Source organism: Sphaerisporangium viridialbum (genome assembly GCF_049674955.1).
Lineage (GTDB): Bacteria > Actinomycetota > Actinomycetes > Streptosporangiales > Streptosporangiaceae > Sphaerisporangium > Sphaerisporangium viridialbum.
The window spans coordinates 3337315-3359976 of record NZ_CP187232.1 but is presented as its reverse complement, the minus strand read 5'-3'; the positions used below and the strand labels follow the sequence as shown (position 1 = coordinate 3359976).

At 70.2% G+C, this 22662-nt stretch carries 18 protein-coding genes, 4 tRNA genes and 1 pseudogene; 11 read left to right on the top strand and 12 right to left on the bottom strand.

The features are described from left to right. Positions 1–4: 4 nt before the first annotated feature. From ACOZ38_RS14810 to ACOZ38_RS14790, 5 genes and pseudogenes are all read right to left on the bottom strand, one after another. Complete coding sequence (locus ACOZ38_RS14810; RefSeq protein ID WP_424531185.1) at positions 5–1048, bottom strand: carbohydrate ABC transporter permease; 1044 nt, start codon at positions 1046–1048, stop codon at positions 5–7. Further along, entirely contained in the window at positions 1048–2313 is a 1266-nt protein-coding gene (locus ACOZ38_RS14805; protein WP_424531183.1) for an extracellular solute-binding protein, read from the bottom strand. Before ACOZ38_RS14805 ends, ACOZ38_RS14810 begins: the two co-directional genes overlap by 1 nt. Before the next feature lie 24 nt (positions 2314–2337). Further along, positions 2338–3564, bottom strand: coding sequence for a LacI family DNA-binding transcriptional regulator (locus ACOZ38_RS14800; RefSeq protein ID WP_424531182.1), 1227 nt, complete (start codon positions 3562–3564; stop codon positions 2338–2340). A 289-nt stretch (positions 3565–3853) separates the two neighbouring features. After that, a complete protein-coding gene (locus tag ACOZ38_RS14795) occupies positions 3854–5131 on the bottom strand; it encodes an FAD-binding oxidoreductase (protein WP_424537012.1) in 1278 nt (425 codons plus the stop codon). Positions 5132–5413: 282 nt separating this feature from the next. Continuing rightward, a pseudogene (locus ACOZ38_RS14790) lies at positions 5414–6925 on the bottom strand (MFS transporter); the annotation flags it as partial. A 104-nt stretch (positions 6926–7029) separates the two neighbouring features. Between ACOZ38_RS14790 and ACOZ38_RS14785 the strand changes: the two are divergent. Further along, complete coding sequence (locus ACOZ38_RS14785; protein WP_424531180.1) at positions 7030–7488, top strand: MarR family winged helix-turn-helix transcriptional regulator; 459 nt, start codon at positions 7030–7032, stop codon at positions 7486–7488. Between the two features lie 451 nt (positions 7489–7939). Here ACOZ38_RS14785 and ACOZ38_RS14780 read toward each other — a convergent pair whose 3' ends face one another. Further along, complete coding sequence (locus tag ACOZ38_RS14780; protein ID WP_424531178.1) at positions 7940–9169, bottom strand: LuxR C-terminal-related transcriptional regulator; 1230 nt, start codon at positions 9167–9169, stop codon at positions 7940–7942. A 133-nt stretch (positions 9170–9302) separates the two neighbouring features. On the opposite strand from ACOZ38_RS14780, the gene ACOZ38_RS14775 reads away from it, so the two are divergent. Beyond that, positions 9303–9917 carry a flavodoxin family protein gene (locus tag ACOZ38_RS14775; RefSeq protein ID WP_424531177.1) on the top strand — a complete coding sequence of 205 codons (615 nt, stop codon included), beginning with the start codon at positions 9303–9305 and terminating at the stop codon, positions 9915–9917. A gap of 217 nt (positions 9918–10134) precedes the next feature. Here the strand turns inward: ACOZ38_RS14775 and ACOZ38_RS14770 are convergent, their stop codons facing one another. The 3 genes from ACOZ38_RS14770 to ACOZ38_RS14760 are packed head-to-tail and all read right to left on the bottom strand — an operon-like array spanning position 10135 to position 13246. After that, positions 10135–11088 carry a pirin family protein gene (locus tag ACOZ38_RS14770; RefSeq protein WP_424531175.1) on the bottom strand — a complete coding sequence of 318 codons (954 nt, stop codon included), beginning with the start codon at positions 11086–11088 and terminating at the stop codon, positions 10135–10137. Positions 11089–11131: 43 nt separating this feature from the next. Continuing rightward, positions 11132–12952, bottom strand: a complete 1821-nt coding sequence (gene glmS, locus ACOZ38_RS14765; RefSeq protein WP_424531173.1) for a glutamine--fructose-6-phosphate transaminase (isomerizing) — start codon at positions 12950–12952, stop codon at positions 11132–11134. An 18-nt stretch (positions 12953–12970) separates the two neighbouring features. Beyond that, positions 12971–13246, bottom strand: coding sequence for a hypothetical protein (locus ACOZ38_RS14760; protein WP_424531171.1), 276 nt, complete (start codon positions 13244–13246; stop codon positions 12971–12973). Between the two features lie 232 nt (positions 13247–13478). Between ACOZ38_RS14760 and ACOZ38_RS14755 the strand changes: the two genes are divergently transcribed. The 4 genes from ACOZ38_RS14755 to ACOZ38_RS14740 all read left to right on the top strand — a co-directional run bounded on the left by ACOZ38_RS14755 (position 13479) and on the right by ACOZ38_RS14740 (position 13866). Then, a tRNA-Gly gene (locus ACOZ38_RS14755) sits at positions 13479–13551 on the top strand. Positions 13552–13561: 10 nt separating this feature from the next. Continuing rightward, positions 13562–13632: transfer RNA gene (locus ACOZ38_RS14750), tRNA-Cys, on the top strand. A 74-nt stretch (positions 13633–13706) separates the two neighbouring features. Continuing rightward, positions 13707–13779 (top strand) — tRNA-Gly (locus ACOZ38_RS14745). A 15-nt stretch (positions 13780–13794) separates the two neighbouring features. Further along, a tRNA-Val gene (locus ACOZ38_RS14740) sits at positions 13795–13866 on the top strand. Between the two features lie 49 nt (positions 13867–13915). Here ACOZ38_RS14740 and ACOZ38_RS14735 read toward each other — a convergent pair. After that, a complete protein-coding gene (locus ACOZ38_RS14735; RefSeq protein ID WP_424531169.1) occupies positions 13916–14503 on the bottom strand; it encodes a TetR/AcrR family transcriptional regulator in 588 nt (195 codons plus the stop codon). Positions 14504–14585: 82 nt separating this feature from the next. Here ACOZ38_RS14735 and ACOZ38_RS14730 point away from each other — a divergent pair, with 82 nt between their 5' ends. Beyond that, complete coding sequence (locus tag ACOZ38_RS14730; RefSeq protein ID WP_424537011.1) at positions 14586–14999, top strand: VOC family protein; 414 nt, start codon at positions 14586–14588, stop codon at positions 14997–14999. Positions 15000–15071: 72 nt separating this feature from the next. Here the strand turns inward: ACOZ38_RS14730 and ACOZ38_RS14725 are convergent, their stop codons facing one another. Continuing rightward, the gene (locus ACOZ38_RS14725; RefSeq protein WP_405147211.1) at positions 15072–16262 is read right to left on the bottom strand and encodes an ROK family protein; all 1191 of its coding nucleotides are present in this window, start codon (positions 16260–16262) and stop codon (positions 15072–15074) included. Positions 16263–16442: 180 nt separating this feature from the next. Here ACOZ38_RS14725 and ACOZ38_RS14720 point away from each other — a divergent pair, with 180 nt between their 5' ends. From ACOZ38_RS14720 to ACOZ38_RS14710, 3 genes are read left to right on the top strand one after another with little or no spacing between them, the layout of a single operon-like run. Then, positions 16443–17663 carry an ABC transporter substrate-binding protein gene (locus ACOZ38_RS14720; RefSeq protein ID WP_424531167.1) on the top strand — a complete coding sequence of 407 codons (1221 nt, stop codon included), beginning with the start codon at positions 16443–16445 and terminating at the stop codon, positions 17661–17663. 17 nt (positions 17664–17680) lie between these two features. Further along, complete coding sequence (locus tag ACOZ38_RS14715; RefSeq protein ID WP_405147207.1) at positions 17681–18646, top strand: carbohydrate ABC transporter permease; 966 nt, start codon at positions 17681–17683, stop codon at positions 18644–18646. Beyond that, the gene (locus tag ACOZ38_RS14710) at positions 18643–19482 is read left to right on the top strand and encodes a carbohydrate ABC transporter permease (RefSeq protein ID WP_405147205.1); all 840 of its coding nucleotides are present in this window, start codon (positions 18643–18645) and stop codon (positions 19480–19482) included. Before ACOZ38_RS14715 ends, ACOZ38_RS14710 begins: the two co-directional genes overlap by 4 nt. A gap of 11 nt (positions 19483–19493) precedes the next feature. Here the strand turns inward: ACOZ38_RS14710 and ACOZ38_RS14705 are convergent, their stop codons facing one another. Further along, positions 19494–20495, bottom strand: a complete 1002-nt coding sequence (locus tag ACOZ38_RS14705) for a hydroxyacid dehydrogenase (protein ID WP_424531165.1) — start codon at positions 20493–20495, stop codon at positions 19494–19496. 218 nt (positions 20496–20713) lie between these two features. Here ACOZ38_RS14705 and ACOZ38_RS14700 point away from each other — a divergent pair, with 218 nt between their 5' ends. Then, a complete protein-coding gene (locus ACOZ38_RS14700; protein ID WP_424531164.1) occupies positions 20714–22585 on the top strand; it encodes a DUF2264 domain-containing protein in 1872 nt (623 codons plus the stop codon). Positions 22586–22662 lie beyond the last annotated feature (77 nt).

The following is a 22662-nucleotide window of genomic DNA, read 5'->3' as shown; positions in this document are numbered from 1 at the left end:
CTCCTCACGTCTTCGGCCTCAGCCACCGGAACTGCGCGAACGAGAACGCGGCGATCACGGTGAACAGCACGGTCGCCGCGGCGGCCCCGTAGCCGTAGTTGCCGAAGCCGAACTGGTTGTAGATGGCCAGCGAGGCCGAGAGCGTCGAGTTGAGCGGTCCGCCCTTGGTCATCACCAGCGGCTCCTCCAGGAACTGCATGAAGCCCGCCGCGCTGTAGACGCCGCAGAAGAGGATCGCCGGGCGCAGCATCGGCACCGTGATGCCGCGGAACTTCGCCCACATGCCGGCGCCGTCCACGTCGGCCGCCTCGTACAGCTCCCTCGGCACCCCCTGCAGGGCGGCCAGGAAGACCACCATGTCGAAGCCGAAGTTGCGCCACGCCGACATCAGGACCAGCGAGGGCAGCGCCGTGCGCTCGTCGAGCAGCCAGGCGGGACCCTCGACGCCGGCCGACCTGAGCAGGGAGTTGAGCAGCCCGGCCTGCGGGTCGAGCAGCAGCCGCCAGACCACCGCGATGCCGATGATGCTCGTCACGTACGGCAGGTAGTAGCCGAGCCGGAAGAACGTGCGCAGCCTGGTGATCCCGGAGTTGAGCAGGATGGCCGCCGCCAGGCCGAGCGCGATCGTCAGCGGTGTGGTGGTGACCACGAAGAACAGGGTGTTGACCGCCGCCCTCCGCATCGACTCGTCCTGGAAAAGGCGCTCGAAGTTGGCCAGGCCGACGAAGTTCACCCCGAAGGGATCGCGCACGTCGGTGCTGCGCATGTCGGTGAAGCCCATGACCAGCCCGGCGAGCAGCGGCAGCGCGTACATCACGCAGAACACCAGGAGGAAGGGGGCCGAGAACAGCCAGGCGTGCCCGGTCTTCCTGGGCGGGTTCGGCCCGCGCCGGGGCCGGTGCCGTCCCACCCGGGCCGGGGCGCGCCCGGGCGCGTCCTCGCGCGCGGCGGGGCGGCCCTCGTCGGAGTGCCGCCGGTGGTCAGGGGCCCCGCGCGCGGTGGGGCCCCGCCTGTTCGTGCCCGCGAGGCCCGGGCCGAGCGCGGCCATCAGAGGCCGGTGCCGACCGTGTCGGCCTGCGACTGGACGGCCTTGGCCGCCTCCTGCGGCGTCGCCCTGCCGAGCGCGACCTTCTCGACCTGCTGGTCGATCACCTTGGCGATCTGGTCCCAGGTGGGGAAGGGCGGAGGCGTCTTGGCGTCCTTGAGCTGCTCGCCGAACACCGTGACGCGCTTGTCCGCCGTCAGCTCGGGACGCTGCCACGCCGCCTGGACGCTCGGCAGGTCCTTCACCGTCTTGAACCACTCGCCCTGGGTCGCCGGGTCGCTCAGCCACTGGACGAACTTCCAGGCCGCGTCCCTGTTCTTGGAGTCCTTGAAGACCACCAGGTCGCTGCCGCCGATGAAGCTCGTGCCCCCCGCGCTCCCCTTGGGATAGGGCGCGACGTCGAACTTGCCGGCGAAGCCCGGGCCGCCGTCCTTCTCCATCCCGGCGATCATCCAGGGCCCGGAGTAGTAGGCGCCGACGTCGCCCTTGAAGAAGCTCGCCGGGAACGAGGCGGGGTCGACCTTGCTGGAGGCGAGGCCCTCCTTGAAGTACGACTGCTGCTGGGCCAGCGCCTTGACCATCTCGGGGGTGTCGAAGGTCCATCTGCCGTCGGACCCGATGATGGAGCCGCCCTGCTGCCAGATCAGCGGGAGGATCTCCTGCCAGGAGCCGGTGGTGTAGTTGAGGTTGATGCCCTGGGCGGCGCCGGCCTTCTGCAGGCCCTTGACGAAGCTCTTGGTCTCGTCCCAGGTGGCGGGCGGGGTGAGCTTGGCCTTGGCGGCGAGATCCTTGCGGTAGTACAGGACGCGCGTCTCCACGTACCAGGGGACGCCCCAGGCGGTGCCGTTGACCTCGACCGTCTCCCACGCGCTGGGGAAGAACGCCGACTTGTCGATGACGTTGCCCGGTGTCGGGTCCACCGCACCGGTCTTGGCCATCTCCCCCATCCAGGTGGAGCCGATCATGCTGACGTCCGGGGTCGTACGGCCGGCGATGGAGGCCGTGATCTTGTCGTGGGCCACGTCCCAGCCGATGGGGGTGACGGTGACCTTGATGCCGGGGTTGGCGGCCTCGAAGCCCTTGGCGAAGGAGGCCAGCGCCTCGCCCTCCGACCCCATGGCCCACACGGCCAGGGTGCCGGTCGCCTTGGCGGCGGTGTTCACGTCGGTCGGTCTCTCGGCGGTCCCCCCGGACCCGCGCCCGCAGCCGGTCAGTACGAGCGTCCCGGCGATGATCAGGGCAAGTGAACTGGCGGTGTACGGCTTCAACTCAATGACCTCCTGGGGGTGCGGCTACCGAGGACGCGACTCCTCGGCACGCGGCTCTTGGGGGTACGGCACTTTGGCGTGCGACGTCTGGGACCGCGGCGCTCGGGATCGCGCTTCTCCGGAGCGCGCCTTCGCGGAATGCGCCTTTTCGGGGTGCGGTTCCTGGGAGTGGGCCTTCTCCGGGTGCGGGCCGCAGCTGTGGCGGATCACCAGCTCGGTGGCGAGGGTGCGGTGGCTGTCCTCGGAGCCCGCTCCGGCGATCAGCCGGTCGAGCGCGCGCGCGGCCAGGGCGCCGAGCTCCCGCATCGGCTGCCGCACCGTGGTCAGGGCCGGCCTCGCGTGGCGGGCGGCCATGATGTCGTCCCAGCCCGTCACCGCCACGTCGTGCGGCACGGACAGCCCCAGTTCCTCGGCGGCCAGGATCGCTCCCAGGGCCACCTCGTCGTCGGAGCAGATGACCGCGTCCGGCCGCTCGGCCCCTCCCAGCAACCGGAGCGCGGCCTCGTAGCCGCTCTCGACGGTGTACTCGGCGGTCAGCACCGGCTCGACGGCGTCTCCGAGCACCTCGCGCACGCCCTGCCAGCGCTGGTCCACGTCGTCGCCCGTGGCGTACGGCGCGCCGAGGAAGGCGAACCTCCCGTAGCCGTGGCCGAGCAGGTGGCGCGCCAGCGCGCGAGCCGACGAGAGGTTCTCGCTGCGCAGGGTGACGGCGCCCGGCCGCTCCGCGTGGGAGATGAGCACCAGCGGCAGGCCCAAGGCGACCAGCTCGTCGATCACGTCGCCGGGAACGGTGCTCCCGAAGACCACCAGGCCGTCCACCCGCCCGGCCAGCTCCCGCACCAGGTCCCTGATCGCGTCACGCCCCTGAGCGACCGGGCCGGTCTCTCCCCTGACCGGCTCACGCGCCTCAGCGGACGGCTCGCGCCCCTTGGTGGACAGGATGACCACCGACCGGCCCAGCTCCGAGGTGACCTCCTCGTACCCAATGAGCACCTCGGCGAAGTACGGGCCGGAAAGGTTGGGGAAGACGATGCCGTTGGCGGCGTGCCTGCCCTCGGCGAGGCTCACCCCCGCCCGGCTCGGGGTGAACCGCAGCTCCTCGACCGCGCGCATCACCCTCTCGCGCGTGGCCCCCGCCACCGGCCCGGTGCCCCGCAACGCCCGCGACACCGTGGCTATGGACACCCCGGCCCGCCGTGCGACCTCGTAGATCGTCACACCACTCGCCGCCGAGACGTCCTGCCCATCCATGCATGCCTCCTTGGATGTAAGCGCTTCCACCCGTAGGCAACAGCGGAAGAGAGGCAGTGGAAGCGCTTACAGTGTCAGGAGTATGCCGCCGCATTACCGGAATGTAAACACCTGCGCACGACGTCCCACATCAGCCGGTACGGATAGCGGGGTCGGCCACGTTCAGCCCATTCGCGCTCCGCGTTGGCCGGTACGGCCTGCGCCCCGGCGAGTTGGGCGGGCTCGATCACCGCCGCCGACATCTCTGTCGAGAATTACATGTCGATCTTTACCTCATGTCCTGCTCCGTTCAGGGTCGGGTGCGCTCACCGTTACTGAACGGCGGGATGTTGTGGTTGATACGGAAAAGGTGGTTCGGGTCGTACTTCGTCTTCAGCGCGGCCAGTCGCTGGTAGTCCGCCTCGGTGTAGGCCCGCCTGACCCGCTCGGGAGCCGAGTCGTGGTCGAACAGGAACCCCGGAAGCATGGCGCCGGTGTCCCACCGCCGGAGCCGCTCCAGCATCTCGTCGGTGGCCTTGCGCGCCGCGTCGGCCTGCTCGGCCGGAGCCGGCATCCGCATCCACAGGTGGAAGGCCGCGCCCTGGGTGCTTACCGCGTGCGAGCGGCCGGGCGGCCGGTTCAGCGCCCCGCCTAGGTGACGTAGCTCGATGCCGGGGAACGGGCCCCCGGGCGTCGACGGGTCGATGAACGAGACCAGCTCCTCCACGGCCTCGTCATCCAGTTCATGCAACAACGCGCCGCGCAGGTGCGCCATGACCGGGTTCTTGGGGTCTTGGTAGATCTCGGTGATCTGCGTGTACGGCATGGCGCCGCAGGTGTCCTTCTCCGGGCCGAGCGCACGCAACGGCTCCACCAGCCGCGCGCCCTGCTCCTCGTCCCCCGTGTAGACCACCCGGACCTGCACGAACGAGCGGCCGCGGAACTCCTCGGGCAGCTGCGGCGCGTCGGGGAAGCGCAGCAGCGTCACGGAGGACGACATCTCCTCCGGCTGCTCCTTGACCCAGGCCAGGTAGGAGCCGAGCACGTGGGCGGCGTGCCTGGGGTCCTCGCCCGGGTAGTAAAGCTCACCACCGTAGATGGTGCGCAGCGGCAGCAGCTCGATCTCGGCCGCGACCACGACACCGAAGTTGCTCTTGCCACCCCGCACGGCCCAGAACAGGTCGGGCTCCTGGGTGGGCGAGACGGTGCGGAGCAGGCCATCGGCGGTGACGATGTCGAGCGAGCGGACGTAGTCGGCGGCGAAGCCGTACCTGCGGCAGGCCAGCGGGAGCCCGCCGCCGGTCAGGTAGCCCATCACCCCGACCTGGCCGGAGGAGCCGCACAGGGGCGCGAGGCCGTGCTCGGCTGCTGCGGTGAGCACTTCACCCCACCGCAGCCCGGCTCCGATCCTTGCGGTGCCGGCACGCGGGTCCACCGACAGCTCGCGCAGCTCCCCGGTGGCGATGAACACGGCTTCATCCGCGGGCACCGACTTGCCGTGCCCGGTCGACTGCACCGCGACCGGGCGTCCTGCCTTTGCCGCGAACCGGACGGCAGCGGCCACGTCATCGGCGTCGGCGGCGACCACGACCGCCGCGGGCCGGTGCTCGACCGTCAGCAACCAGCCGGAGCAGGCCTCCTCAAAGCCCTCGTCACCGGGGTAGAACGTGCGCCCCCGGATCGGCGCGCCCAGGCTCACCACGCCGTGCCAGGCCGCCTGCCCGCCGGCGAGGCGGTCGCCGGTGAACGCGGCCGAGGTGGTGGTGTGCACCAGCACGCCGTCGGCGGTGTACAAGTTATCCGCCTTCTCGAAGGACTTCGCCTCGTCGTCCGCCTCCGCGGGCGGCGGAGGGCCCGGCACCTGGGCGGTGCGCAGCAGGGCCGCGGCCGCGGTGGCCAGCAGCACGGCGAGCACCGCCCCGACGATCGCGGTCGTCCGCAGGCCGTGCACAAAGGCCTCACGGGCCACCGCCAACAGCCCGGAGCCCTGGGCGGCCGGTAGCTCGCGGGCGACGTTGACAGCGGCGGCGAGGGTGTCCTTGGCCATCTCGACAACGGGGGCGGGCAGCCCCTCGGGGAGCCTGTCGGCCAGGTACGTCCGGTACACCGCGAAGCCGGCGCTGCCGATCACCGCGACGCCCAGCGCGCTGCCGAGCTCGGTGCCGGTCGAGGCCATCGCGGACGCGGCGCCGGCCCGCTCGGGTGGGGCGGCTCCCACGATCAGTCCGGTGCCCAGCGAGACCATCGGCCCGAGCCCGAGCCCGATGACGGCCGCCCCGGCCACCGCGACATACAGGTCAGAGGGACCACTGACCTGGGTCAGCACCACCATGCCGGCCGCGGCGACCACCAGGCCGCCGGCGAGCAGCGTGTTCAGCTTCATGCGGCCCGCGAGGGCAGGGGCCGACATGGCGCCGATCATGACCGCAATGGTGGTGGGCAGCGACCAGAGCCCGGCCTGGAGCGGGGCAAACCCGCGCACCAGCTGCAGGTACTGCATGACGAAGAACTGCGAGCCCGCGGAGAGCAGGGTCGCCAGCACGAGCATGCCAAGAGCGGTGCCGAACAGGCCATTGCGAAACAGTGAGAGGTCAACCAGCGGCTGTTCGAGCCGGCTCTGGCGATAGAGGAAGAGCGCCGCCAGCGCCAGGCCGACGACGATGGCGAAGCCCGACTCGGGACGCAGGCCGTCCTCGGCGATCCGCTTGAGACCGAAGATCAGGGCAAGGATCCCGACGACGGACATGATCGCGCTGATGAGGTCCGGGCGGGAGACCGACTCGTCCCGGTACTCCGGCAGCACGAGCGGGCCGAACACGATCAGCAGCAGCATGACCGGGACGCCGAGCAGGAAGACCGAGCCCCACCAGAACAGCTCCAGGAATGTGCCGCCGACCAGCGGTCCGATCACCGTGCCGAGGCCGAAGAAGCCGGTCCAGGCCCCAATTGCAGCACCCTGCTGCTTGGGGTCCTGGAACATGATCCGGATCAGGGAGAGGGTGGAAGGCATCAGCGTGGAGCCCGCGATGCCCAGCAGTGCCCGGGCAGCGATGAGCATCACCGGGTTGACCGCGAATGCCGAGAGCACCGAGGCCGCGCCGAACGCGACCGCGCCGATCAGCAGCAGCCGCCGGCGGCCGACCCTGTCCCCGATCGCGCCCATGGTGATGAGGAAGCCGGCGATGACGAAACCGTAGATGTCCACGATCCACAGCAACTCGGTGTTGCCGGGCCGCAGATCGGCGGTGAGGGTGGGCAGCGCCAGATGCAGCACCGTCAGGTCCATCGCGATGAGCATCGTGGGAAGCGCCAGGATCGCCAGCCCCAGCCATTCTCTTCGGGTCGCCCGTGGTGCGGCCTCCGTACCGACATCGGTACTCAACGGAATCTCCTTGCGTTGTGGTTGAATGCTGGACAAGCCAACGTTGGGGCGACCAACAATACAGACAATCGTGGGTGCGTCCAACAATTTGCTAGATTGCCTCCGTGGACATCGCAGAGGGAAAGCTGCCGAAACGGCTGCGCACGCTACCGAGCAGGCTGACCAACCAGGCCGCGCTGGTCGCCAACCGGATCGTGGACCAGGCTCTCGCGAAGGCCGGCGTCCGGCGCTACCACTACTCGCTGCTCGCAGCGTTGGAGGAGTACGGCCCGGCCAGCCAGGCCAACCTCGGACGCCGGACCGGCATCGACCGCAGCGACATGGTGGCCACCGTCAACGACCTGGCCGAGCGGCACCTCGTCAAGCGCGCATCCGACCCCGAAGACCGCCGCCGCAACATCATCACCATCACCGCGGCAGGCCAAAGGCAACTCACCGAACTCGACCGGCTACTGGCCGACGCCCAGGACGAGTTCCTCACCCCGCTACCCACCGCCGACCGGCAACACCTGATCGACCTGCTCACCCGCCTCGCCGAGCACCACAGCAGCGAGCACCACTGATGCGGCCTTCCTCCAGGCCGGCCGAATCTCCTCACCACAGAACAGCTCCGGAGCCTGGAAGACATCAGCCACGTCCTGCTCGATCACCTGACCGCACCGGAGTCACGCGTCCATGATCACGCCGTTACCGTGCCGCTGAACGGCTTGTCTCGCGGATGGTCGAGACTCCGCCTTCAGAATCCGGCGTCCGACTTCGATTGATCCGTTCGCGAGTCCCCAGAGTCCTGGATGACCCACCTCAAGAAACCAGTCGTGATCCCAGGTAAATGCTGAAAGGGGATCGGTGACACCGGTGGGGACATGTGACGGGACGGGGAACCTCCCGCTCGGGGAGGCCCGGCCGTACCGTGACCCAGTCCTCCTCGCCGTGCACAGGTTGAGATCGGCTTCATGCGAGGTTCCAGCGTCAGCGCGCCACCGTCTCGGCGACCCTTTCTGACACAGTCGGCCGTCATGGGGTGCGACCGTGGGCCAGGGCAGCGGCCTCGCCTCGCGAGCTCACGCCGAGCTTGCTGAGGATGTTGGCGACGTGGAACTTGACCGTGTTCTCGCTGATGCTCAGCCGGGTGGCGATCACCCGGTTACGGTGGCCGAGCGCCAGTTGGTGAAGGACGTCGCGTTCGCGCGGGCTGAGGGCGTCCAGCGGGCCCGGGGGCTGGGGGCGTACCGGACCGAACGGAAGGTCTGCGGTGATCGTCGTGCCCCAGCCCGGGACCGCGTCCACGCCGAGCGTTCCGCCCAGCACCGCCACCCGGTCGCGCAGCCGGTGCACCGACAGGGCGTCGGCCGCCAACGAGCCGGGACCGTCATCGCGTACGGTCACCCGCAGCAGCGAATCCGCCACCTCCCAGGAGAGCCTGACCCGGCTCAGCCCGCCGTGCTGCAGCATCGCCAGCACCGCGCCCCGTACCACGGACCTGGCCGCCCTGGCCACCTCCCCGGACAACCGCCTGCCACGCTGCTCCGGCCCCGCCAGCTCCAGCCTGAGATCGTGATAGCGGGTGAGCACGGAGAGCTTCTCCACCAGCAGGTCGAACGCCCGGCCCGCCGCCTCTTCCCCCACGTCGCGCTCGCCGCCCGCCCTGGCCTCCAGGAGCGCGGGCACGGCCAACTGGACCGCGACACGCCGGGCCGCGGCGTCGTCGAGCCGCCTGGACCGCAGGACCCCGAGCAGCGAGGTCAGCGTCGCGGCGTGGGCGTCGGCGAGGTCCTCGACGGCCGTGACAGACGGGCCCGTCACGTCATGCGGCTCGGCGTGCGACACGCGGTCGGCCAGGTGCACGGTCGTCAGCTCGACGAGCTTCGTCACGATCTCCCGCACGTCAGGTTCCGGTGGGCCGGTGCCGGTCGTGACGACGGCGAGCAGACCGCCCGTGGTCTTCGGCGGCTTGACGGCCACGGCCAACACCGGCCGCTCGACCCCCGCCAGCGTGAACGGGCCGAACCAGGGACGATCGACGGCCACCAGGGGGACGAGGCGGCTCACCTCGTCGGCGCTCACCCCGTCGATCCCGTGGATGAGCAGCGGGGACATCAGCAGGCAGTCCCCGGTGAACAACACCAGCCCATCGTGCGGCACCAGGGCGGACAGCACGGCCGACAACTCCGGCAGAACGCCGTCGAGCGGCGCCCGCACCACCCTCAGCGCCGCCGTCAGGGCGGCCGACCACGACTCCGCCATGGCCCCGATGGTAATTGGTCCCTTCCCCTGGTCCGCCCACTCGTTCGGGTGGGTAGGCCCACCCGAACAGCCGGTCCGCGAGGGGGCCATGGCGGCCAAGCTGTGCGCGTACGTCGTGACGAAAGGAATCGCAATGAAGAACGAGTCGACGCTGGTGGTGGTGGCCTACCACAGCGGGTACGGGCACACGGCCCGACTGGCCGAGTCGGTACGCGCGGGAGCGGCGTCCGTGGACGGCACCAAGGTGGAGCTGGTCTCGGTGGACGGCATCACCGAACAGGAGTGGTCGCTGCTGGACACGGCGGACGCCATCGTGTTCGGGTCGCCCACGTACATGGGGTCGGCCAGCCCGCAGTTCCACACGTTCGCCCGGGACTCGGTGCAGCGCTGGACGGAGCAGGCCTGGACGGACAAGCTGGCCGCGGGGTTCACGAACTCGGGGTCCAAGAGCGGGGACAAGCTGCACACGCTGGAGTACATGGCGCTGCTGGCGGCCCAGCACGGCATGCTCTGGGTCAGTCTCGGGTTGCTGTCCGGGTGGAATTCCAGCACCTCCGACGAGAACGCGCTCAACCGGCTCGGCTTCTGGCTGGGAGCGGCGGCGGCCTCGAACATCGACGAGGGGCCGGAGCTGATGCACGACTCGGACCTCCGGACGGCCGAACACCTCGGCCGCCGGGTCGCCGAGCAGGCCCGCCGCCTTTGCCAGGACCTGGCGCTCCGCACAGGACGGGAAGCCCGGGTGTGAAGCGGAGCCCGATTGTGCGGACCTTCATCGAAGGCCGGGGGTGCCACCGCTGGGTGGGCAGCAGGCGGGTGCCCCGGTCAAGTGGGTGACGGGCGGGCAACTCAGGCCGACCGGTGCGCCGGCGCGGCCCTGGCGGCGGCCCGCGCCGGAGTGTTCCGCCCAGAGCGGTGAACACGCGCCTGATGGCCCGTCCTCGACAAGCGCGGCGCACGGGCTTCTACCGGTGGCGGCCTCGGGGTTTGAGGGGGGTGGCCGGGAGGGCCGGGGCGGGGAGGGGGGCGCCGTCGAAGCCGTCGACGGTGCCGAACTCGGCGCCCTCCGACCATTCCTTGCGGAAGCGCTCGATCTCCTCGTGGCTACGGCCGACGAAGTTCCACCACATGACGATCTCCTCCTCGAACGGCTCGCCGCCGAGGAGCAGGACGCGGCTCGGCCGGCGGGCGCGGAAGGCCAGCTCGGACCGGCCGGACCCGAGGTAGAGCAGAGGGCCGGGATCGAGGTCCACCCCGTCGGCCTCGACGGCCCCCGACAAGGTCAGCGCGGCGTACTCGAAGTCCGGCCGCACGGGGAGGGTGACCCGCGCTTGGTCCTCGAAGGCCATCTCGGCGCCGGCCAGTGGCGTGTGGACCCGCGCCGGCGAGGTCAGGCCGCCGAGCTCCCCGGCGATGACGGTGACGGCGACGCCGGGGAGCTCGAGCACCGGCAGCACCGGGTGGTGCTCGAAGGAGGGGGCGGCGTTGCGGGAGGCGTCGGGGAGCGCCACCCAGAGCTGTACCCCGTGCAGCACGGTCTCCCCGGGCGACTCCTCCGAATGGGAGATCGCCCGCCCGGCGGTCATGAGGTTCAGCTGGCCCGGGCTGATCAGCTGCTCGCTGCCGAGGCTGTCGCGGTGCAGCACCTCGCCTTCGAGCAGCCAGCTCACCGTCTGAAGGCCGGTGTGCGGGTGCGGCGGCACCCGCATGGTCGCCGGCTCGGGGCCGTAGTGGTCGACGAAGCACCAGGCCCCGACCATCCGGCGATCCCGGTTCGGCAGGGTCCTGGTCACCTTCATGCCCCTCGGCCCGCCGAGGACGACGTCGCGGCCGGTGAGCAGGTCGCGTGCCGGGCCCTCCCCCGCCTCGCGCCGGCCGCCGCACAGCGTCTCCCGAGGGTCCCGCTCCAGGTTGCTCACCCGACGACTGTACGACGGACCTCTCGCGCCTACGGCCGCGGCACTACTCCACCGTGACGCTCTTGGCGAGGTTGCGGGGCTTGTCGACGTCACGTTCGAGGGCGACGGCGGCGTGGTAGGCCAGGAGCTGCAGGGGGATGCCGAGCAGGATCGGGTCGAGCTCGACCTCGTTCTTCGGCACCACGATCACGTCCTCCACGAGCTTGCTGTCGGGCAGGCGGTGACCCACCATGAGCACCTTGCCGCCACGGGCGCGGATCTCGCCGAGCGTGGTGAGGTTCTTGTCGAGCAGCTCGTCGTCGGGCACGATCGCCACGGTCGGCATCTCGGGGCCGATGAGCGCCAGCGGGCCGTGCTTCAGCTCGCTCGCCGGGTACGCCTCGGCGTGCACGTACGAGATCTCCTTGAGCTTCTGGGCGCCCTCGCGGGCGACCGGGTAGCCGCGCACCCGGCCGACGAACATCATGCTGGGGTGGGTGGCGTACTTCTGGGCGAGCGCCTCGATGGCGTCGCTCTGCTTGACGATCTCCTCGATCTGCTCGGGCAGCTTCCGCAGGCCCTCCACGATGCGCCGCCCGTCGGCCGGCGACAGGTCGTGGACCCGGCCGAAGTGCAGGGCGATCAGCGCGAACGCCACGGCCGTCGAGGTGAACGCCTTGGTGGAGGCCACCGAGACCTCGGGCCCCGCGTGCAGGTAGACGCCGCCGTCGACCTCGCGGGCGATCGCGCTGCCGACCGCGTTGACGACGCCGAGCACCCGGCCGCCCTTGCGCTTGAGCTCCTGGACGGCGGCGAGCGTGTCGTAGGTCTCTCCCGACTGGCTCACGGCGACGTACAGCGTGTCGTGCTCGACGACGGGGCTGCGGTAGCGGAACTCGGAGGCCGGCTCGGCGTCGGCGGGGATGCGGGCGAGCTCCTCGATGAGCTGGGCGCCGATCTGGCCGGCGTAGTACGCCGAACCACAGCCGATGATCTTCACGCGGCGGAACGCGCGGGTCTCGCGGGGGTCGAGGTTGAGACCGCCGAGGTGGGCGATGTTGAACCGGCCGTCGAGACGGCCGCGCAGCGTGCGGGCCACCGACTCGGGCTGGTCGGAGATCTCCTTGAGCAGGTAGTGCTCGTAGCCGCCGGTGTCGTAGTGCCCGGCGTCCCAGTCGACGGTCAGCGGCTCCTTGGAGGTGGCGCGGGCGTCCATGGTGAAGGTGTGGAAGCCGTCGGCCTTGAGCACGGCCAGCTCGCCGTCCTCCAGGTGGACGACCTGCCGGGTGTAGCGGACCAGGGCGGCGACGTCGGAGGCGCAGAACATCTCCTTCTCGCCGATGCCGATGACGATGGGGCTGCCGTTGCGGGCGACGACGATCTCGCCGGTGCGCTCGGCGTCCAGGACGGCGATGCCGTACGTGCCGACGATGCTCTTGAGCGCCTTCCTGACCGCATCCTCCAGCGAGTCGGTGTCCTGGACGGTGCGGGCGATGAGGTGGGCGAGCACCTCGGTGTCGGTCTCGGAGACGAAGACGGCCCCGTCGGCGACCAGCTTGGCGCGCAGCTCGTCGGCGTTCTCGATGATGCCGTTGTGGACGACGGCGATGCGCTCCTCGCCGTCCAGGTGCGGGTGGGCGTTGACGTCATTGGGGACGCCGTGCGTGGCCCAGCGGGTGTGGCCGATGCCGAGGCCGCCCTTGAACCTCGCGGGGACGGCCGCCGCCAGGTCGGCGACCCTGCCCTTGACCTTGCGTACCTTGAGTCCCTTGTTGTTCACCACGAGACCGGCCGAGTCGTAGCCTCGGTACTCCAGGCGCTGCAGACCCTCCAGCAGGATCGGGGCCGCGTCTTTCGGCCCGATGTAGGCGACAATTCCACACATTTCGATCTCCTTGGTGCGCTAGCCGTACACGATGCGGCGCAGTTGGCGCAGGGACAGCTCGGGTGCCGCGACGCGGCGTGCGGACAGCTCGGCGGCGATGCAGGGAAAGATGCGCTCGTTGGTGAGACCCCGGGCCTTCATCTCCCCGTGGCGGCGCCTGACGTACTCCTCGGCGGACTCCGAGAAGTAGGCCACGACCTCGGCCACCACGCGGGCGGCCTCCCCCGAACCGAGGGACGTGGTCCGGGTCAGGTGCGCGATCAGATCCTCATAGGAATGCCGTGCCGTTGACACAGGCCAGGACTTTACGCAGGAAAGAGATGACACGCCAAGATTCCTGCCCGATTTCGGGCAAGGTACGCCCCTAAGTGCTGCTGGAGAGTGCCACGGGGATGCCTGCGGGGGCCACGCCCCGGGTTCGAGAAACCTCGCGTTCACGTGCGGCTCGCGTCGCGGACTGCGCACGCGAGGTCTCCGGACGCGCTAGAGTCTTTGCGTGACCGGGGATCGCTTCCCCGAGACTCACGCGGACGTGGCTCAGCTGGTAGAGCATCACCTTGCCAAGGTGAGGGTCGCGGGTTCGAATCCCGTCGTCCGCTCGAAGATCCTGGTGGAGTGGCCGAGAGGCGAGGCAGCGGCCTGCAAAGCCGCGTACACGGGTTCAAATCCCGTCTCCACCTCGACGGGATCTCGCACCTCCGGGATCCGGTAAAGTTAGACAGGCATCACCCGGGTACAACTTCCGAGTGATCATGCGGACGTGGCTCAGCTGGTAGAGCATCACCTTGCCAAGGTGAGGGTCGCGGGTTCGAATCCCGTCGTCCGCTCTGATTCCTCATCGAGGGCGATTAGCTCAGTGGGAGAGCGCTACCTTGACACGGTAGAGGCCACTGGTTCAATCCCAGTATCGCCCACCCCCGATTCCCCAGGTCAAAGACCTGGGGTTTCCGCTTTCCCGCCACCTCAGGCTCGCAGCGCCTCCAGCATCCGCGCCAGGGCGGCCCAGGTGTCGTCCAGGTCGCCGGGGCTCTCCGACCCTGCCAGCCACAGGGCCGCCTCGTTCATCGCGCCCGACAGCAGGTGGGTCAGCGGCGCGACCGGCTGCCGGGCGATCGTCCCCGCCTCGATCAGCGTGGTGAGCGCCTCGGCCAGGTGGCGGGCGGAGGCGGCCTCGTCCAGCGCGCGCCACTCGCTCCAGCCCAGCACCGCCGGGCCGTCCACCAGCATGATCCGCTGGACCTCCGGGGCGGTGCTCGCGGTGAGGAACGCCCGGCATCCGGCGGTCAACCGCCTCCACGCATCGTCCTCGGCCTCGGCGGTCGCGGCGACCTTCTCGCCCACCTCCCGCTGCACCTGTTCAAGCACCGCGCGGAACAGGTCGGCCTTGCCGTCGAAGTGGTGGTAGAGCGCGCCCTTGGTGACCCCGGCGGCGCGCACGATCTCCGAAAGACCCACCGCACCGTAGCCCCGGGTCGCGAACAGCCGCCTGCTCTCGGCCAGCAGGACGCGCCTGGTGCGCTCGCGCTGCTCGGCCCTGCCGCCGTGTTCCATCGCGCTCCCCCCAATTGACATACCGATGGTACGTCAATAGCGTACCATCACCTACCAACGGTATGTGAAGGAGCTTCCCGCGATGCTGACCAGCTTCTATCCGGTCATCTGCACTTCCCGGATCCAGGAGTCCCGCGACTTCTACACCCGGCTGCTCGGGTTCGAGACGGTGTTCGAGGCCGGCTGGTACGTGAGCCTGCGGCGGACGGGGCCGCTGCCGTACGAGCTGGCGCTGCTCGACCACCGGCACCCGACGCTGCCCGAGGCCTACCGCGCCCCCGTGCGGGGGTTGCTGCTCAACTTCGAGGTGGAGGACGTGGACGCGGAGTGGGAGCGACTCGTCGTCCGCGAGGGGCTGCGGGCCGAGCTCGAACTGCGGAGCGAGGACTTCGGGCAACGGCACTTCATCGTGGCCGATCCCGATGGCGTCCTGATCGACGTCATCACCCCCATCCCGCCCTCCGCGGCGTACGCCGAGCAGTACGTCAGTCCGTGATGTGACGCGGTGCTCGCCGGCTCGCGGGCCGGCCGCCCGGCCTGAGCGGACGGACGCGCGAAGTGCGGCGGGTCAGCCGGTGGCGGTGATGCGGGCGGCGGCCGGGGTGGCGCTGAGGAACTCCTCGATGACCAGGGTGGCGGCGCCCAGCGCCACGGCGTCGGGGCCGAGACGGCCGAGCACCAGTGAACTGGCGGCGTACGGCTGCGCGAGGGAGTTCGCGGCGACCACGTCGCGGATCTCGGGCAGCAGGGTCTCACCGAGCAGGAGCCCGACCCAGCCGCCGATGATGATGCGCTCGGGGTTGAGCAGGTTGACCAGATTGGCCAGGCCCACCCCGAGATAGCTCACCGTCTCCTCCACCACGGGAGAGCGTGAGGCCAGCACCCGGGTCAGCTCCTCCTGCCAGCCGGCCTTCCGCGTGGAGACCCCGGCCCGTTCGAGGATGGCCTCGGCGCCGATGTAGGCCTCCAGGCACCCGCGCCCGCCGCAACGGCACGGCCGTCCCCCCGCGACGATCTTGGTGTGTCCCCACTCGCCGGCGCTGCTGCTCACCCCGTGGAAGGTGGCCCCGTCGGCGACCACGGTGGCCCCCACCCCCGCGCCGATCAGGACGATGACGGCGTTCGCCGCGCCACGGCCGGAACCGAACCACAGCTCGGCCTGGCCCATCGCCTTGGCCCCGTTGTCGACGTGCAGAGGGAGGGAGGTGCCGGCACGTAGGAGCGCTCCCAGGGGAACGCCGTCCCAGCCGAAGGCCTTGGCGTGGATGAGCACGTCGGCGCCGCGCTCCACGATGCCAGGGACGCCGACTCCCACGCCGAGGACCCGCTCGGCGGGCACCCCGGCGTCGGAGAGCACCACCTCGATGCCCGCGAGGATGTGCATGACGACCAGCTCGGGGTCGTGGCGGGCCGGCCGCAGGGCGTACTCGACCTTGGCCCGCTGGTTCATCTCCAGGTCGAACAGCTCGACGCGCACGTGCGTCTCGGAGACGTCCACGCCGACCGCGTAACCGTACACGGGGTTGACGCGCAGGAGCACGCGCGGGCGCCCGCCGTCAGAGTCGACCTGGCCGGCCTCGACGACGATGCCGTCGCCCAGCAGCCCGCCGGTCATGGTGCTGACCGTGGCCGCGCTCAGCCCGGTGAGCGCGGAGAGGTCGTTGCGGCTGGCCGGCCCGTCGAAGTACAGCGTGCGCAGCAGCATGGCGCGGTTGCCTTTGCGGACATCGCGCACCGTTCTGCGCTCGGGCCTTGCCATGACGTACCTCCACGAGTTCACGGCCATGTTAGTTCAGACACCGAAGGAAACCCGCCACCACCGGACCGGCAAGGCCTGACATGGCGCGATGGTCGTGTTACCAAAGCGTTTCATAGAAGGCCTGACCTTATTTCGATACTTAGATTATCTTCTGTGAAACCCCCCGTGGAGGAGAGCGAAATGATCAGGAGAGTGACAGGGACGGCCGCCGCGATGGCGCTGGTCGCCGGGCTCACCGCGTGCGGAGGCGGCTCCGGCGGAGCGGCGGCGACCACCACGCTGACCTACTGGATGTTCCAGGACCGCACTCCGCAGGCCGGAGAGGTGGTCGAGAAGCTCCGCACGGACTTCGAGAAGGCCAACAAGGGCGTCAGCGTCAAGATCGTCAAGATTCCGAAGGACGACTACAACACCAAGCTGGGCAGTGCCGTCGCGAGCGGTTCCGTCCCGGACGCGGGGACCCTCGACCAGCCGCTCGTCGCGCGCTACGCGCTCGACGGCACCATCAGGGAGATGCCCGCCGGCACGATCGACGAGAAGTCGCTGTACGCCGGGGCACTGGACACCAACCGCGTCAACGACAAGCTGTACGGCGTGCCGATGGACCACACCACGGTCGGGCTCTTCTACAACAAGAAGCTCGTCCCGGCCCCGCCCAAGACCTGGGACGAGCTGAAGCAGATCACGACGCACATCCACCAGACGGACCCGAAGATCGCCGGAATGGTGGTGCCCAAGGGCGACGGCTACGGCGGCTGGATGTGGCCGGGGTTCGTGGCCGGCGCCGGCGGCGAGATGGCGGACATGAAGGCCAAGAAGATCCTGTTCGACCAGCCGCCCGCCGTCGAGGCGCTGCAACTGTGGGTCGACCTGCTCAAGTCCTCGCCCAGGGAGATCACCGACTCCGACAAGCCCTTCGAGAACGGCCTGGCCGGCATGATGATCTCCGGTCCGTGGGACGTGGCCAACATCAAGGACCAGTTCCCCGACCTTGAGTTCAACGTCGCGCCGCTGCCGTACAAGACCGAGCCGGCCGGCAACATCGGCGGCGAGAACGCGGTGGTGTTCACCAAGGGCAAGAACGCCGACCTGGCCTGGAAGTGGCTGGCCTACCTGACCAACGCCGACAACAACACCAAGCTGGCCCAGGCGCTGGGCGGCTTCCCGACGAACATCGCCGCCGCCGAGAGGGACGCCACCACGTTCGGGACCGAGCAGGCCGCCTTCCTGGAGCAGCTCAAGGTCGCCCACGCCCGCCCGCCCGTGCCGCAGTGGATCCAGATCAACGACGAGATCATCGCGCCCGCGATCGAGTCGGCGCTCAGCGGCAAGGCCACCGCCCAGCAGGCCCTCACCGGCGCCGCGGACAAGACCCGCGCCCTGCTCGGCTGGACCGGCTGACCGAGAGGCAGGCAAGCGTGGCAACTCCAGTGGTGGCCGAGAAGCCCACTGTGACGCCCCGGCCCGGGCGGCGCCGCCGCCCGGGGTTCGGGGGGAGCGATCGCGTCATCGGCTGGCTCCTGATCGCTCCCGCGATGCTGTACTTCATCGTCTTCCTGCTCTATCCGGCGCTCGCCGCCCTGTACTACAGCTTCACCGACTGGGACCTGCGGTCCGCGCCGAACTGGGTCGGCCTGACCAACTACACCGACCTGCTGTTCGACGAGGTCAAATACCCGCACTTCTGGCAGTCGGTGAAGGTCACCCTGCAGTACACGCTGATCGCGGTGCCGCTGACCATGGGGTCCGCACTGTGCCAGGCGCTGCTCATCAACGCCATCCGCAGGGGCTCCAACCTGTTCAGGCTGCTGCTCTTCCTGCCCGTGGTCACCGCGGAGTCGGCCGTCGGCGCGATCTGGCGCTGGCTCTACGATCCGCAGTACGGCCTGATCAACGTCTTCCTCGGGCTGTTCGGCATCCCGCGGCAGAACTGGCTCAACACCCCCGAGCTGGTCATCCCGGCCCTGGCGTTCATCGCGGCGTGGCAGTGCGGCATCTCGATGATCATCTACCTGGCGGGGCTCAAGGGCATCCCCTCGTCGATCCGCGAGGCGGCGATCATCGACGGAGCGGGCCCGGTGCAGCGGTTCTGGCGAGTGGTGGTGCCGATGCTCAGGCCCACGACGTTCTACCTGCTGGTGACCGGGGTCATCGCCGCGCTCCAGGTGTTCGGGCTGGTCTACGTCATCTTCTCCGGCGGCGGCAACAAGAGCGTCACCGGCGGGCCGGAGCAGTCGGGGCTGACCTATGTGCTGCACCTGTACCTGTTCGCCTTCCGCTACGACGCGATGGGCGCCGCCTGCGCGATGTCGTTCATCCTGCTGGCCTTCATCATGATCATCACCGCGCTCCAGTTCAGGTTCGTCAAGAAGGAGGTGTCGTGAGCAGGCTGCGGCTCTCCCCCATCTACATCGCGCTGGTGCTGCTGGTGCTGGTGTCCGTCGTCCCGTTCCTGTGGATGCTGGCCACCTCGTTCAAGCACGGCCCGGACGTCTACACCAAGGTGCCCAGCCTGCTTCCGCTGGACCGCAAGACCGGCGAGTGGTCGCCCACGCTGGACAACTACGAGCACGTCATCCAGATCGGCGGGCTCGGCCGCGCGTTCCTCAACAGCGTGTGGGTCTGCCTGATCCTCGTGCCGGCCAAGCTCCTGGTGGACGCCCTGGCCGCCTACGCCTTCGCCCGCATCCCCTTCCCCGGCAGGGACAAGCTGTTCGCCGTGCTGCTGGCGGGCATGATGGTGCCGACGATCACCCTGCTGGTGCCGCGCATCCACATCACCCAGGCGCTCGGCATGTTCGACTCCGGATGGGGCCTGATCCTGCCGAACGTGGCCTCTGTGCTGGACATCTTCCTGCTCCGCCAGTTCTTCCTGTCGCTGCCCGGCGAGCTGGAGGAGGCGGCGCTCATCGACGGAGCGGGCCGGATGCGGATCTTCTGGAAGATCGTGCTGCCGCTCTCCAAACCGGTGCTCGCGGTCGTCACGATCACCAGCTTCATCTTCCACTGGAACGACCTGGTGTGGCCGCTGGTCGTGCTCAACGACCCCGACCTGTACACGCTGCCGCTCGCCCTGCAGCAGCTGGCCAGCAGCGAATCGGGGCGCGCCTACTACATCATGGCGGGCGCCGCGCTGGCCGTCATCCCGGTGATCATCGTGCTGATGGTGTTCCAGCGGCGGATCATGGAGGGGATCGCCTTCAGCGGGCTGAAGAGCTGAGCTTCGACGTTTCAGGCGGTGATGGCCAGCGTCTCCGGGTCGACCGGGTGCAGCAGGGGCTCGCCGGCGGCGAGCCTGAGCACCTCCTCGACCGCGGTGGCGCCGAGCCTGGCCACCTCGTTGCCGAGCGACCCGGCGACGTGGGGGGTCAGGACCACGTTGGGCAGTTCCCACAGGGGTGAGCCCGCCGGGGGCACCTCGGGCTCGGTGACGTCGAGCACCGCCGACAGCCGTCCCGTGACCAGCTCGGCGACCAGCGCGTCCTGATCGACCAGCGACCCCCTCGCGGTGTTGAGGAGGGTCGCGCCGTCGCGCATCGCCGCCAGGTGCCGCGCGGTGACCATGCCCCGGGTCAGCGGGGTCGCGGGGGCGTGCAGGGAGACGACGTCGCTGAGCGCGAAGAGCTCGCCGAGCCCGACGAGCCGCGCCCCCAGCGAGGCGGCCGTCGCCGCGTCGGCATGGGGATCGGCCAGCAGCGGCGAGAGGTCGAAGGGACGGAGCAGTTCCAGGACCCGCCTGCCGATGCGCGACGCCCCGACCACCCCGACCACCCCGCGGTGGTTGCCGATGTCGTCGCCGCGCCGGAGCAGCCCGAGGTCCTCGCGCCGCGCGCGGTACTCCCTGGCGAGGGCGGGGACGGCCTTGTTGGCCAGCAGGATCATCGCGAGCGTGTACTCGGCCACGGGAACGGCGTTGGCCGCCGCGGCGGAGCTGACCTGGATGCCGCGGGCGAACACGGCGGGGGGCAGATGGCCCTTCACCGTGCCGGCCGCGTGGACGACCGCCCGCAGGTCGGGGGCGTCCCGCAGGGCTTCCTCGTCGAGCGGCGGGCTGCCCCATCCGGTCAGCAGGATCGTGGCCCGCCGCAGGCGTTCCCGCGCCGCGGGCGAGCGGAACTCGGTCAGCGGCGAGGCCAGGTCGACCTCGGCCACCGTGCGAAGGCGGGCGGCCACGGCGGTCGGGAACAACCTGCCGGGAAGCTCGGGGTACATGGCCAGCTCGACGACCGTCATCGGCCCGCGGCCCGTCTCATGGCCACCACGCTGGGCGGTGTGTACCGGTTTCTCCTGCGATGAGCGGTCATGCATTGGATTCTAAGCTTGAAATTAGCAAGAAAAGAAGGGCGGCCCATCACCATGCCCGCGTACGCCGAGCCCTTCCATAAAGATCTTAAACTAAGTATTGACAAGATCGCGGGTGAAAGGCCACTCTCGGTCAGAGGCGAAAGTCGATGTCACCTGAGATGGAGAGCTACCGGATGCAGAGGATCCGGCCGGCCGTGCCGCGCGACCGCGAGGACCTGCGCCGGCTCGTGCGCGAGCTGACCGAGCCGCTGATCCCGCACTTCAGCCCGGGCGGCGCCCGGCTGCGCATCGGCGGCAACGCCGCGCACCACTCCGACACCGCCGCCGAGCTGGAGTCGTTCGCCCGTCCACTGTGGGGGCTGGTGCCGCTGGTGGCCGGCGGTGGCTCGTTCGACCATTGGGAGCTGTGGCGCCGGGGGCTGGCGTCCGGCACCGACCCCGGGCACGAGGAGTTCTGGGGCGCGGTCACCGACATCGACCAGCGACTGGTGGAGACCGCCGCCATCGGCCTCGCGCTCGCGCTGGCCCCCGAGGAGGTCTGGGACCCGCTGAGCGGCGGCGAGAGGGACAACCTGCGGGCATGGCTGCTCCACGCCATCACTGCGGAGCACGTGGACAACAACTGGGCGTTCTTCCCGGTCCTGATAGGGCTCGGCCTCGATCGCGTCGGCGTCGCCTACGACCCGAAGCCCAACGCCGCCCGCCTCGACCGGCTGGAGTCCTTCGCCCTCGGGCGGGGCTGGTACAGCGACGGCCCCACCGCCCAGCGGGACTACTACGTCCCCTTCGCGATGCACTACTACGGCCTGATCTACGCGGCGCTCGCCGGGGAGCGCGACCCCGGCCGCGCCGGGCGGCTCCGTGAGCGCGCGGCCGAGTTCGCGCTCGACTTCCAGCACTGGTTCGCCTCCGACGGAGCCGCCGTGCCCTTCGGCCGGAGCCTCACCTACCGCTTCGCCCAGGGCGCGTTCTGGGGAGCGCTCGCGTTCGCGGGCGTCGACGCCCTGCCCTGGGGCACGGTCAAGGGCCACCTGATGCGCCATCTGCGCTGGTGGCTGCGGCGGCCGATCCAGGACCCCTCCGGCCTGCTCACCTTGGGCTACGGATACGCCCAGCCGGCGCTCACCGAGCAGTACAACGGCCCCGGCTCCCCGTACTGGGCGTTCAAGGCCTTCCTCCCCCTCGCGCTGCCCGCCGGTCACCCCTTCTGGACGGCCGGCGAACGGGCCGCGCCGCCCCTGCCGGAGGTCAGCGACCAGCCCGAGGCCGGCGTCGCGCTGATGCGCTGCGAGGAGGGCCGGCAGGTGGTCATGCTGAGCGCGCAGCAGCATCACACCTGGGTGCGCAACGGCGCCGCGAAGTACGCCAAGTTCGCCTACTCCACCTCCTTCGGGTTCAGCGTGCCGAGCGGTTCGTGGGGGCTGGAGCAGGCGGCGCTGGACAGCACCCTGGCGCTCAGCGAGGACGGCGTCCACTGGCGGCCCTGCGAGGTGCCACGGGACTCCACGGTGCGCGACGGGCTCCTCCACCTGCGATGGACCCCCTGGCCGGACGTGGAGGTGGAGACCTGGCTGATCGCGTGCCCTCCCTGGCACATCCGGGTGCACCACCTGTCCACGGGGCGGCACCTGAGGTCGGCGGAGGGCGGATTCGCACTGGACCGCGACGTCCCCTTCGGCCGCGTGGACAACGGCCCCGGACGCGCCCGGGTGTCCTCGCCCGCGGGTACGTGCGTGGTCGACGACCTCGCCGGCGCCCGGCCCGGACGGCTCGTCGAAGCCCTGCCCGGCACCAACGTCATGGCGCCGCGCACGGTGATCCCCACCCTGACCGACGCCCACGCGCCCGGAGCCCACCGGCTCGCCTGCGCGGTGCTCGGCGCGGTGGACGCGCCACCGGCCGAGGGCTGGCCGGCGTCCCCCACCTTGGAGGCGGTCACCGGGCTGCTCTCCCGCCACCCGGCCCCCGAGGCCGCCCGGCTGCTCGCGACGCTCCGTGGGGCACCCAAGGTCGTATGAGGACCGGGAACCTCTCCGCCGGGCGGAGGAGCGTTCTCGGCCTTACGGCCGATGGCCCTGCGTCCCGCCGGCGAGGA

Bases quoted from the DNA above. Each gene is read 5' to 3' on its own strand.
- ACOZ38_RS14810 (WP_424531185.1), bottom strand. From the start codon at position 1,048: ATGGCCGCGCTCGGCCCGGGCCTCGCGGGCACGAACAGGCGGGGCCCC.
- ACOZ38_RS14800 (WP_424531182.1), bottom strand. From the start codon at position 3,564: ATGGATGGGCAGGACGTCTCGGCGGCGAGTGGTGTGACGATCTACGAG.
- ACOZ38_RS14780 (WP_424531178.1), bottom strand. From the start codon at position 9,169: ATGGCGGAGTCGTGGTCGGCCGCCCTGACGGCGGCGCTGAGGGTGGTG.
- ACOZ38_RS14775 (WP_424531177.1), top strand. From the start codon at position 9,303: ATGAAGAACGAGTCGACGCTGGTGGTGGTGGCCTACCACAGCGGGTAC.
- glmS (WP_424531173.1), bottom strand. From the start codon at position 12,952: ATGTGTGGAATTGTCGCCTACATCGGGCCGAAAGACGCGGCCCCGATC.
- ACOZ38_RS14735 (WP_424531169.1), bottom strand. From the start codon at position 14,503: ATGGAACACGGCGGCAGGGCCGAGCAGCGCGAGCGCACCAGGCGCGTC.
- ACOZ38_RS14730 (WP_424537011.1), top strand. From the start codon at position 14,586: ATGCTGACCAGCTTCTATCCGGTCATCTGCACTTCCCGGATCCAGGAG.
- ACOZ38_RS14725 (WP_405147211.1), bottom strand. From the start codon at position 16,262: ATGGCAAGGCCCGAGCGCAGAACGGTGCGCGATGTCCGCAAAGGCAAC.
- ACOZ38_RS14720 (WP_424531167.1), top strand. From the start codon at position 16,443: ATGATCAGGAGAGTGACAGGGACGGCCGCCGCGATGGCGCTGGTCGCC.
- ACOZ38_RS14705 (WP_424531165.1), bottom strand. From the start codon at position 20,495: ATGACGGTCGTCGAGCTGGCCATGTACCCCGAGCTTCCCGGCAGGTTG.
- ACOZ38_RS14700 (WP_424531164.1), top strand. From the start codon at position 20,714: ATGTCACCTGAGATGGAGAGCTACCGGATGCAGAGGATCCGGCCGGCC.